General features: G+C 41.1%; 8 protein-coding genes. 6 read left to right on the plus strand and 2 right to left on the minus strand.

Annotation, left to right across the window (positions count from 1 at the left end; genetic code table 11):
- Positions 1–70 precede the first annotated feature (70 nt).
- A complete protein-coding gene (locus IEY67_RS24155) occupies positions 71–2,626 on the plus strand; it encodes a DUF5686 and carboxypeptidase-like regulatory domain-containing protein (RefSeq protein WP_183672500.1) in 2,556 nt (851 codons plus the stop codon).
- Between the two features lie 66 nt (positions 2,627–2,692).
- Here IEY67_RS24155 and IEY67_RS24160 read toward each other — a convergent pair whose 3' ends face one another.
- On the minus strand, positions 2,693–3,580 hold the full coding sequence (locus IEY67_RS24160) for an AraC family transcriptional regulator (protein WP_122351371.1): 888 nt from the start codon (positions 3,578–3,580) through the stop codon (positions 2,693–2,695).
- Positions 3,581–3,918: 338 nt separating this feature from the next.
- Here IEY67_RS24160 and IEY67_RS24165 point away from each other — a divergent pair, with 338 nt between their 5' ends.
- Positions 3,919–6,915: a glycosyl hydrolase gene (locus tag IEY67_RS24165; RefSeq protein ID WP_183672501.1), complete on the plus strand. Its 2,997-nt coding sequence runs from the start codon at positions 3,919–3,921 to the stop codon at positions 6,913–6,915.
- Between the two features lie 18 nt (positions 6,916–6,933).
- On the opposite strand, the gene IEY67_RS24170 is transcribed toward IEY67_RS24165, so the two are convergent.
- Positions 6,934–7,458, minus strand: coding sequence for a TlpA family protein disulfide reductase (locus IEY67_RS24170; protein WP_122351369.1), 525 nt, complete (start codon positions 7,456–7,458; stop codon positions 6,934–6,936).
- Positions 7,459–8,279: 821 nt separating this feature from the next.
- Between IEY67_RS24170 and IEY67_RS24175 the strand changes: the two genes are divergently transcribed.
- From IEY67_RS24175 to IEY67_RS24190, 4 genes are all read left to right on the plus strand, one after another.
- A complete protein-coding gene (locus IEY67_RS24175) occupies positions 8,280–8,810 on the plus strand; it encodes a dihydrofolate reductase family protein (protein ID WP_129734848.1) in 531 nt (176 codons plus the stop codon).
- Positions 8,811–9,340: 530 nt separating this feature from the next.
- Positions 9,341–10,216, plus strand: coding sequence for a helix-turn-helix domain-containing protein (locus IEY67_RS24180; protein ID WP_183672502.1), 876 nt, complete (start codon positions 9,341–9,343; stop codon positions 10,214–10,216).
- A gap of 257 nt (positions 10,217–10,473) precedes the next feature.
- Positions 10,474–11,733 (plus strand): DUF3575 domain-containing protein, encoded by a 1,260-nt coding sequence (locus IEY67_RS24185; RefSeq protein ID WP_129734852.1) that lies wholly within the window; start codon positions 10,474–10,476, stop codon positions 11,731–11,733.
- Between the two features lie 12 nt (positions 11,734–11,745).
- The gene (locus IEY67_RS24190; protein WP_262711685.1) at positions 11,746–12,744 is read left to right on the plus strand and encodes a DUF5119 domain-containing protein; all 999 of its coding nucleotides are present in this window, start codon (positions 11,746–11,748) and stop codon (positions 12,742–12,744) included.
- The last annotated feature ends 74 nt before the right edge of the window (positions 12,745–12,818 follow it).

Consider the following 12,818-nt stretch of genomic DNA (forward strand, 5'->3'; position numbering starts at 1 on the left):
AAAAGATACTGTCGTATTTTTGTTGTGTCTTATGTAGGGATAAAGTAAAAATAGGTGATAGGAAGTTGTGATGGGAAAGAAGTTTGTTTTTTTGCTGATATCCTTGATCTCCGTATGGATGGCAAATGCTCAGAATACGACAATAAAGGGTATTGTAACCGATTCGATTACAGGAGAGGCACTGCCTTATGTCTCCCTTATATTCAAGGGGACCACTCTGGGGACGGCTACCGACGGAGATGGTTGTTTTTCATTCTCTGCCCCGGCTACAGGCAGGATCCTGCAAGTGTCGTATCTGGGATATGACACGAAAGAAGTGAAAATTATTCAGGGAAAAACAAATGATCTGAAAATACAGTTAGCGCCAAATGGGATTACTTTGAATGAGGTCGTTATCAAACCGAAGAAAGAAAAATACAGTAAAAAAGAAAATCCGGCTGTCGAATTTGTAAAACAGGTGATCGCTTTGCGGGAAAGAAACAATCCTCGTAACCATGATTATTTTCAGTACGATCAATATGAAAAAATGATCTTTGCGATGAATGATTATCAGCCGAAACCTAAAAAGAACGGTAAGACCGGTAAGTTCGATTTTCTGGTCGATTTTATAGATACGCTCGATATCGGTACAACTATTTTGCCGGTTTCAGAAAAAGAAAAAGTCGAAACGGTTTATTATCGTAAAAATCCGAAGTCGGAGAAACATGTAGTGAAAGGAAATAAATCATCAGGTGTAGATGAAGTGTTCTCTCGTGACGGGATACAGCAGGTACTGAATGAAGTGTTCCGGGAAGTCGATATTTTCAAAAATGATGTGCCTTTATTCCTGCAGAGGTTTGTAAGTCCGCTTTCCACGATCGGACCTAACTACTATAAATATTATTTGCTTGATACGCTGGATATAAATGGGCAGGAATGTGTGGACTTGGGTTTTGTTCCCTTTAATTCGGAAACATTCGGTTTTACGGGACATTTGTATGTGACACTTGACTCCACTTTTTTTGTTCAAAAAGCAATACTCAATGTCCCGAAAGATATCAATCTGAACTTTGTTTCCAGAATGACGATCGAGCAGATATTTGAACGGACTCCGGAGGGTACCCGTGTTATTACAAAGGATGATATTAGCGTGAATTTCAAATTAAACGAAAAGACCAAGGGTATGTATGCACGGCGTTTGAATATTTACAGCAATCAGTCATTTGAGGAACCGGATGCTGAACAGGCTTGGGTCTTTAAAGAAAATGCCCCGGTCATTACTTTGAAAGAGGCTTATCGACAGCCGGAAGATTTCTGGGCAAGCAATCGTCCGGAAGAAGCGGTGAAAAAGAATCCGAACTCGGTGAAAAATCTAATGGCAAAACTACGTTCTGTCCCGGTCTTTTATGTAACGGAGAAGGTTGTAACGACCCTCGTATCTGGTTATATCGATACCAATAAGGACCCGTTGAAAAGTAAATTCGAATTTGGCCCGATGAATACAACGATCAGTGGCAATTCGATCGAAGGCGCTCGCTTCAGGTTGGGAGGAACAACGACGCCAGCTTTCAACAAGAACTTGTTTTTCGATGGCTATGTAGCGTATGGTACGAAAGATGAGAAACTGAAATATAATGCTCTTGTTGAATATTCGTTCAATGATCGTAAGGAGTTCCGCAAAGAATTCCCGATGAACTCAATCCGTTTTGAGTATATGTATGACATCAATAAGTTGGGGCAACAATATATGTACACCAGTAAAGATAATATTCTTTTGACAATAAGACGGCAAAAGGATACACGGGCCACTTACTTGCGACAGGCTGAGTTGACTTATTCTTACGAGCATTATAATGGCCTGTCGTATAATGCCATTGTTCGTAACCGTCGTGAATATGCCACGGAATATGCGGTTTTCGACCGTATCGGTACAGATGGTACTATCAGTCGTCTCGGACATTACGATATGACCGAACTGGAGTTGAAATTCCGTTATGCCAGGAATGAAAAGTTTTATCAGACGCGTAACAACCGTATTCCGATCACATATGATGCTTTGATCTTTAATTTCAGCCATGTGATGGCAAAGAAAGACCTGTTAGGCTCGGCTTATGATTATCATCGTACGGACATCGGAATCCAGAAGCGTTTATGGTTCTCCGCTTTCGGCTATATGGATATTATCACCAAGGCAGGGAAAGTGTGGACCAAGGTCCCGTATCCGTTATTGATCCTTCCGAATGCCAACCTGTCTTATACCATTCAACCGGAAGCTTATACGAATATGAATGCGATGGAGTTCATCAATGATGAATATGTGTCCTGGGATTTGACATATTATATGAACGGGAATCTCCTGAATCGTCTTCCTCTTATCAAGAAGTTGAAAGCAAGGGAAGTTTTTGCTTTCCGTGGTTTGTGGGGACATCTGACGGATAAGAATAATCCTGCAAATGGGAAGGATGGACTATATCTCTTCCCTTATGGCTCTTATACTTTGGGAAAAGCTCCGTATATGGAAGCAAGTGTGGGCATTGAAAATATCTTTCAGTTCCTTCGTCTCGATTATGTCTGGCGTTTGAACTATCGTGATCATCCGGGTATCCAGACGAAAGGTGTCCGTTGTACAATGCGGTTGTCATTCTGACAATGGCGAATAGTCCATATAATCATATTCTCCAGTGAATGTTATGATCATATGGACTACTGCCTTTTATTGAAGGCAACGTTTTCTGAACTGAGAAGGCGACATGCCTTCTTTTTTTGTAAAAAACGTAGAAAATTGAGATATTGTTTCGAAATGAAGCGTATAAGCTATCTCGGAAATATTCATTGAAGTCTCGCTCAATAACTCTTTAGCCCGTAAATAACGGAGCTGCAATTGGTATTGCAGTGGAGATACGCCTGTATACGCTTTAAAAGTACTCCGGAACCAGGAATAACTGACATTTAGTTTTTGAGCAACTTCCTTTACTGAAATAGGATTATCCAGTTTCTTTTTCATAATGGCTCTCGCCTGGTTGATCTTTTCTACGATATCTGATTGTGTTAATGAATTATTTTTCTCTTTATAATAGATTTCTCCCATCAAATACAGGACGATGCAGGATATTAATTGTTGATACCCTATTTGTTCTTTGATGGTATGGGTTACAATCTCTTCGTATAATCCTATGATAGTGGCGTTTATGCCAATTTCAAAGATGGGGTTTTCTTTGGAAAAGAACTTATTGGTTATCCAGTTTTCAATCAGATCTCCTTTGAAACCGACCCAATGTTCGTACCAACCCTCCTCATCTGGGGCATACGTATGCCATTCGTCAGGGAATAACAGGATCATGGTCCCGGCTTTGACTTTTATCCGTTTACAGGATTGAGACTCAAAAAATCCACTTCCCTGAGAAATATAAACTAATTGATATTCTGTCAATATACGTCCCTTTTCCGGGTTGAAAGAATAACTTTGAGGATGTTGCCGTTTGGATGGGTAGATACTATGTGGCGGGATACATTGATAACCGGCGGTCGTAACAGTTAATCCCCATTGCTTATCTATTGAATTAATGTTCAGATAACGAATGTTGTTGTGTTGTGTATTCATAAGCTAGTATCTTTTAGGAAATTGAAATCAGGTCAAAAATAATATAATAATATAGTCTAAACAATGCGTGAATATTTTTTTGTCAAAAAAGAATATATAAATATCATTTTTGAAAATTCAAGGGCTGTAAAATAATGAAGATTATAAAAGAATATATGGTTTATAGGCAAAAACACAAATAAAGGAATTAAGGCGGATGTTGTCATTTTTTAGAAATCTAAAGTCATAATGCTAAAATCAGAATGAAGCAGATCCGATATATTTGTACTGTCGATAAAGTATATCAACGTATTCCGGATTTTCTGAATCAACTTTTATAACCTTTTAAATTTGATTGTATGATGAAGAATGTTTTTTATTGGTTGGTGAGCATCAGCCTTTTTACACTTATAAGTACCTGTCAGGCTGAAAGTGATACGAATATGTTACGGAAAAATTTTATGATCCCGCCTGATTCAGCCCGTCCTGGTGTGTATTGGTATTTCATGGATGGTAATTTGTCTAAAGAAGGAATGACAAAAGATTTGGAATCTATGAAGAAGGTTGGTATCGGTTCTGTTGTATTTCTGGAAGTAAATGTCGGTATACCTCGTGGAAAGGTAGATTTCTTGAGCGAGGAATGGAAGGACTGTTTTAAACATGCGGTTCAGGAATGTGAGCGGTTGGGGATTAGCATGATACTGGGTATAGGTCCCGGTTGGACGGGAAGTGGCGGTCCCTGGGTAAAAGCAGAGGAATCCATGCAAAGCCTGGTTTCTTCTGTAACTCATGTGACCGGGAAAGGAAAACAAACAGTATCTTTAACTAAACCGGATCCGATGCCTCCTTATTTTGGAGAAGGAGCTTTTACTCCTGAGTTGAAAGAAAGATGGCAGGCCTTTTATAAAGATGTAGCTGTTTTAGCCTTTCCGAAGACAGATGAAAAAACTTTTATAAAAGATATTCATGAAAAAGCATTATACTATAGAGCTCCTTATAGTTCAGTTCCAGGAGTGAAGCAATTCTTGTCAAGGGATAATGACGATCTCAGTTTGAATTCGGGTGATGTCATTCACCTCGATAAAATTGTCGATTTAACCGGGTCATTGGTTGATGGGACCGTTACCTGGGATGTTCCTGCGGGGGAATGGACAATTATGCGGGTTGGTGTTCGTAATAACGGAGCTGTAACACGTCCGGCACCTCTGCCCGGAGTCGGTTTTGAATGTGATAAAGCAGATACGACCGCTTTAATGGCGCATCTTCGTGTTTTTACGGAAGAATTATTCTCTTTGCTGGGAGAACGTGATACACTTTTACCCGGAGGTTTGAAAATCTTACATATGGATAGTTGGGAGATGGGAGCACAGAACTGGACACCGAAACTCCGCCAGGAGTTTAAAAAAAGGAGAGGGTATGATCCTCAACCTTACTATCCGGTTTATGCTGGCTATATTGTGGGAGATAAACAAACCAGTGAACGCTTTTTGTGGGATCTACGACAGACTATGCAGGAACTGATGCTTGAAAATCATTCTTTATTTGTAAAGGCTTATGCTCATAAACATGGCATGAAGCTTTCTATAGAGCCTTATGATATGAACCCGATGCAGGATCTGGAATTGGGTGCTTCGGCTGATATACCGATGTGCGAATTCTGGAGTATAGGTGGGTATAATACATCTTTTAGTGCTGTAGAGGGAAGCTCTTTAGCCAATATCAAAGGCCAGCGTGTAGTGCCATCGGAAGCCTTTACTGCTGCCGGAGATGGTTGGAAGCAACATCCGGCATCTATGAAAGACCAGACCGACTGGGCTTTTGCTGCAGGAATTAACCGGCTTACCTTTCATACATTTCAACATCAGGCGTTGCGGGATGATCTGCGTCCGGGAATGACCATGGGGCCTTATGGTGTGCATTGGGACCGGAATCAGACTTGGTGGCCTTATGTAGACGGTTACCATCGGTATATAGCTCGCTGCCAGTATCTGCTACAGAAAGGGCAAACAGTGGCGGATGTTCTTTATCTGGCGCCGGAAGAGGCTCCGTTTGTATTCAGAGCTCCTGTCTCTGCATTGGAGGGCGATTTCTTAATCGATAAAAAAGGACATAACTTCGATGCTTGTCCGCCGAGTTTGTTATACAACGCTTCAGTTGAGAACGGAAAAATAAAGTTCCCTTCCGGAATGCAGTATAGTTTGTTGGTACTTCCTGTTTTTGAAACGATGACTCCCCGGTTATTGGATAAAATAAAGTCCTTGGTAGAAGATGGTGCTACTTTGGTGGGAATACCTCCTCTGTATGCTCCCGGGTTAACCGATTATCCTGTATGCGATCAGGTATTATCGACGATGATTACAGATCTTTGGGGTGGCAAAGATCTTCCGGCAGGACTCGTAAAACGTACTTATGGTAAAGGCCAGGTCTATTGGGGACAGGATATTAGAGATAAGGCAGATAATCTTTATCCGAATTACCCATTAACTTCCGGTCTACTGGATCAGATGAAACTGGGTGATGATTTCAGATCGGACATAGGAAAGATACGGTACATCCATAAAAAGGTGAACGAACAGGATTTCTATTTTGTGTCCAATCGTACCAGGGACTTATTGAATACAGTTTGTCATTTTCGTGTGACAGGTAAACAACCGCAGTTATGGAATCCTGTTAATGGGGAGATACGGAATTTACCGGCGTTCACAGATGATGGTACTTGTACGTCTGTCGATTTGTCGTTTGAACCCAATCAGAGTTTCTTTGTTGTTTTTGACGGAAAACCTCAACCTGATTTAGGTGTGAAGAATTTTTCATTATCTAAAGAGATACAGAAATTAGATAAGAGCTGGCAAGTCTCTTTTGATCCGAAGTGGGGAGGTCCTGCTAATGTTGAGTTTAAAGAATTGCAGGATTGGAGCCAGTGTCCGGATGAAGGTATAAAGTACTATTCCGGGACAGCAGTGTATTGTCAATCATTTAATTACAGTCAATCTCTACAGAAACCAGTTTATTTGGATTTGGGGCAGGTTAAGAATATTGCGAAGGTTTGGTTGAATGGTAAAGATTTAGGAGTGATTTGGACGAACCCCTGGGAGGTGGAGATAACAGATGCTTTGAAAAAAGGGAATAATGAGCTCAGAATAGAGGTTACGAACTTATGGGTCAATCGATTGATAGGAGATGAGCTTAAACAGGATGATGGAATTGTCGATGGGCAATGGCCGGAATGGTTGATTAATGGGAAAGAAAGACCAAGCAAAAGATATACTTTTGCTACTTTCAGGCATTATACCAAAGAATCTCCTTTATTGGAATCAGGTTTATTAGGACCTGTCCGTATTGTTGTGAAGGAATAATGATTGTACAGTTTCTTTTTATTTCAGTTCTTTAATTATTTGTATTAGTTCTTTTGCTGAAATATCCAAAGACTCGACAGCCATCCATACAACTTCTTTATTCTGATTTATGATATATATTCGCGGGATAGTATTATTGGCAAAGAGAGCGAAAACACTGCCATGGGTAGGATCCAGATAAAACGGCATTGTCAATTGATTCTCTTTCCAGTATTCAGAGACAGCTTCGGCTGTTTCTTCCCGGGAAATTGCTATCAGTTGGAATTTGCTGTCGTTTTTCATCTCTTTCCAGACTTCTTCGATAACCGGTAGAACCTGTTTGCAGTCAGGGCAATAAGTGCCGAAAAATACCAGTAATGATTGTTTGTCGAGGAATTGGTTGGAGCTGAATGTATTGCCTGTCGTATCTTCAACAGCGAATGAAGGTATCTGATTACCGACATTCACATAATTAATCATTGTGTCATTATCATCATCCTTTATACAAGAGTAAAAAAGGAGAGATAGGATTGCTATGAACGAAAATATTTTTGTAAGCGACATATATTTATTATTTTAGTTTACGAAGATAAGGAATGTATTTGAATCTCTGAAAGAAAAGGAGCTGCCGTTTTGTAGATTTCACAACCTGTCGTCAGAACGGACAACCCCTTTTAGCAGCATCCCCTTTTATCGCTGCAATTTTCATTTATATTACTGAGATAGGTTTTGGCTTTTTTAACTGATTCGGATTCACATTCCTATGTACATTATGAGAGGATGCTGTCATCCTGTCTGAGTTTACATTATGGGGTTAGTTTTTACTTTGTTATTTGTTATCTTTGTAGCAGTCGGAGGATAATTGCCAGACTATAAATCTCTTAAAAGACTTTGGCATGAAAAAGGGCAATGGATAGGTACGAGATAAAGTGCTTAGATACACTTAGTTTTTCATGCTTTCAAATAACTCTGTTATCTATTCGCAAAGATAGGCATTGTTTGCAAATAAGCAAATGATTTAAAGCATTTACTCTCGCGTATATTGAGATTAGGTGTTTGAAATTGCAGTATATCTTCAAAATCATTATCTTTGCAAACGTAAGAAAGTAAAAAACAGGAGCATATCTAATGATGCTTCTGATATATATAACATAACGTTCACAGAACGTCTCGATGTAGAAAACTGGTAATTTTTGAAATAAGCGAGGCGCAGATGTAATGTTCATGCTATACGTAAGTATGGCGTGGGCTCTATCTGTTTCGCTTATTAGGCATACCAGTGCCTCTACATCGGAATAGTGTGAGTTCCACGCTTCTTTTTTATGTTGCGTGTTGCCTCCTACAAACAAGAAATTGACAGTTAGTAACACGTAAATATCAGCAAAATGAAAAAGATTATTCTTCACATTGCAAGTTCGCTTGATCAGCGTATTGCAGAATCGGACGGCAGTTTGGAATGGCTTACCAGATTTCCAAATCCCAACAAGACAGATGACAATTATAAGGAGTTATTGGCTTCGGTCGATACGGTACTTATTGGTAGACGTGCCTATCATGAACTTCTAAATATGGAGGTAATTTGGCCTTATCAGGAGCAAATGACCTATGTGATTTCTCGACACGATTGGGGTACAAGCGAAAAGCTGCATTCCATTTCTGAAAATATCGTTGAAAACATATCTGCTTTGCGAGATGAGCAAGGAAAAGATATTTTGTTGATTGGCGGTGGAAAATTGGTTTCGATACTTCTTGAAGCGGATTTGATTGATGAAATGTGTATAACCTATATCCCTGTTGTTCTTGGTAGAGGTATTCTCCTGTTCCCAGAACAGCCAAAAGAATCACAATGGGAATTGATAGAGAATAAGAATTGTTGTTCTGATATTATGATGGTCAAATATCGGAAGAAAAATTAACTTCTTTTGGCGGATAATTAAATGTTATCAGTTCTTTGGGTATGACGTAACTTAAAGGCGAATGCATTTGAGGAATTCAACCAGAGGAAAGTCCGAGCACATCAAATTTACACAATGCAGATATCTACATCCGCAATTTCAGTGGTGGTAAAATATGATTGGTACGATCCGAACACTAAGATTTTCACACTTAGTTTTTCTTCGCACCAAAATTTATTTTTTACAAATTACGGGATATTTCTATTTGTTCAAGTTATTAAAAACAACAATATAGTTTGCAATTATCACGAATTATTTCTTTTTAAGAAATAGTTTAATGACATTTTCTTACCTTCGTTTTTTTGAAAATGATAAATACCACATTATATGTGGTAACATTGACAAAAAAAAGTTGTGTTTTTGATATTGGAAGGATCTGTCTAATGGCATAAAAATCAAGTTAAAAGCTGATTCAATATGTTTTTATCCTGTTGAAATGAAGAAAACACAAGAGTAGTATTTGAGTAAACACCCTAATAGTTCACAGATTTATGGAAATAATAGATAAACATCTGCATGAAAAGTGTTTTCATTTTGATAAATCGGAGCTTCCTCTCGTCGAACTGATCACAGCTCCCAAGGGCAAAAACAGTAATCTGCCTATACGAACCAACGAGATTGTTTTTTTTCTTGAGGGGGAACTACGCTTCGTATTCAGTGACTTACCGGAATACGTGGGGCGAAAGGGGCATATGGTACTTCTTCCGGCCGGAGGGCGCTATTATTTCGAAACACTTGAGGATACAGTCATGCTTATTTTGAGGATAACCAAACCGATACAGATTTGCGAGAATCTGAGCATTGAAAAGTTTTACCACCACTTTTCTGCTAATAAAAAAAAACCTAATAAAAATATGCCTCGCTTTAGCACATTGGATATGAATGAGCGGATATGGCATTTCGTGGAGGGTGTCGCCAATTGCCTTACGGACGGGGTTAGGTGTTGCGGGTATTTTGACCTTGTAGTAAAGGAGTTCATATTGATGCTCAGCGTTTATTATTCAAAAAAAGAGATATGCGATTTTCTTTATTATCTCTCCCTTAGCGAGGATACCGTCTTTGAAGAACATGTTCGGCGTCAATGGCATATTTATAAGAACGTGGAGGAAATAGCGGAATCCGTATGGATGACTCCCCGGAAATTTTCGGATAAATTTAAAGTGGTGTTCGGACAAACTCCGTACAGTTGGATGAAGGAGAATCGGGCGAAACTGATAAAAAAAGAACTGACTACTACAGATAAACTCATAAAGCAAATCGCATTTGAACAGGGATTCGAGAATAAATCACAGTTTACAAAATTCTGCAAGAAAGAGTTGGGGGCAAATCCTACTGAGATCAGAGCAGGTAAATCCCAGCATGTATAGAAATTGCAAACACATATGTGATTTTTGACAACTGGGAAATGCGAGAATTGCAAACAATTTTGTAATTTTTGACAATCTCTATTTTTTGTATAGCATCTACCTTTGCACAAAAATTGTTTCAATGTATCCAACTCTTTATTATTAAAAAGAGAAATATAGTGAAACAAAGGAATATTGATGTTGTATAATAAAATAGAATTGAATTGAATAGCATTTCAAAAATAAATAAAAATCGATTGTGGAGTAATATCATTTTGATGATATTACTCCTCGGCATGTCATTCGAGGTGCACGCTTCAACGTCTTCGACCGTCTCTGACACTCTTCCCTCTCGCTTACTGTTTTACTTTGAGAATAACAGTTCGCTGCTTTTGCGCGACTATTATACCAACCAAGATAATCTGAATAAGCTTGACGTGATGTTAGCCGATGCCGACTTCGTCTCCGGAGTGGACTCGATCGTTATTTCCGGCGGCGCTTCCCTGTCAGGGAGTTTCCAGGTCAATTCACGCCTTTCTTCGGAGCGGGCTGTGGCTTTGAGGACTGATATCCGATGGAAGCATCCCGGAGTCTACAACAACAGGATAAGTATTCTGCCTGCTGTGTTCGACTGGAACATTCTGATCGACCTGATCGAGAACGATCCGCTAGTACCTAACCGGGATGAAGTTTTAAGCATTTTGAATTCCTCAGCCGGAGACCAAATGAAAGTAACCCTGATAAAACAACTGGGCGGCGGAAGTACGGATACATATTTGAATAAAAATTATGCGAAATACATGCGTACGGCCACAAGCGTATTTTTCGCACACACAGAAAAACCAGTAGAAATACAGGAGCCGGAGATCGTAGTGGTACAACCGGAGCCGGTACCGGCAGTTGTCGAGGAAATAGTCGCAGCACCCGAAGAGGTGATTGCCGCCCCGGAAAAACTTCCGGAAACGACGCCTGTAACCTTATCCCCCCTGCCGAAAACAAGCAGACCTCTTTTCGCCCTGAAGACCAACCTACTGTTCGACGTAGCGTCGGCTCTCAACCTCGAAGTGGAGGTCCCGATCGGACAGCGCTGGTCGGTTGCGGCCGAATGGATATTCCCGTGGTGGCTGTATGAAAAGAAACAATATGCACTGGAGATTCTTAACGGTAACATCGAAGGGCGTTACTGGTGGGGAGAGCGTTCCCGGCGCGATCAGCTGACCGGATGGTTTACGGGTGTCTATGCAGGCGGAGGATATTACGATGTGGAATGGAAAACCAAAGGTTACCAGGGCGAGTTTTTCTCAGCAGGTATTACCGGTGGGTTTGCCCACAAGATCGGACGGAACCTGCGAATGGAATATTCCCTCGGTATCGGTTATCTGACCAATAAATACAGGGAATACACCCCCCAGCAATGCGGGGTTGACGGCGAGTGGCATCTGATCAAACAGGGGAACGGCACGTCCAACTGGATTGGCCCGACCCGCGCGAAGGTATCGCTGGTGTGGATGATCAATTCGGGGAATAATAAAAAATAAGGAGCCGTGAAAATGAAGATAATATACAGCATACTGATTAGCTGCGCACTGCTCCTGCTCGGCTCCTGCGAGCGCCGCCCGCTGGAAGATATGTGCCCGGGTGAGGGTCTGGTCCCGATAGGAACGGTATGGACGGTGGCTGACATAACGCCGCAGAACGTGACCGCTTTGTTCTATGATCAGAACGACGGACATTTAGTCATGGAACACCGGTTCGAGAACAGTCCGAATCGCATCCAGACCTATGCCGATGTCCCGGCGGGCAGATACACCGTGGTGGTTTTCAACGAGCTTCGCGGCCAGATCCGGGGCGTGGGTATTCGGGGTTATGAGAACCTCTCCACGCTCGAAGCGTACGATCTCCCCAATCCTGATTTTAAGAACAGGAGCAATGATAACGACTACGTGTATGATCCCGACATTCTGGCTTCGGTGATGGTCCGTGATTTCATTGTGAGGGACAACGAGTATAACGAGGCGCTCGTCGGGTTGGAGCCGTTGCGCAAAGTACATCAATTTAATATCGTCGCCCATGTGAAAGGATTGAATAACGCCCGTATGCCTGCGCTGGTCGATCTACCCGGAGTGGCCGAATCGTACAGCTTCAGTGAAGACAGGAATACGAGCATCATTGCCACGCAGCAGTTCACGATGAACGGCAGGGCGTATGACACAGGCTCGTCGAAAGACGGGATCATTGCGATAACCATATACACATTGGGGCTTTTGAATGAAGTGCCGTCCGAGACGAACGTGCAGATCGATTCTCCTGTGAAATTAGACTTCCTGTTCATGTTGGTCGATGCGGAAAAGACGCTCGTCCGCCAGGTTGTCGACGTGACGGATTTGATAGAATTCCAGCCAGAACCTCACGGAGCGGCCACGCTGAATGTATATGTGGAACTGCCTGACCGCTTACCCGATGTCGTCCCGGAAGGAGGTGAAGATTCGGGATTCGGGTCGGAAGTAATCGACTGGGATATCATCGATGTTCCACTGAATGCGAATTAAACTAAATAACAAAACAAATAAATTTCCCAAGGGAAAGACAATGTAAACAATCTGAATAATAATTTTTAAACAAC

It is taken from the genome of Parabacteroides faecis (genome assembly GCF_014647375.1).
Lineage (GTDB): Bacteria > Bacteroidota > Bacteroidia > Bacteroidales > Tannerellaceae > Parabacteroides > Parabacteroides faecis.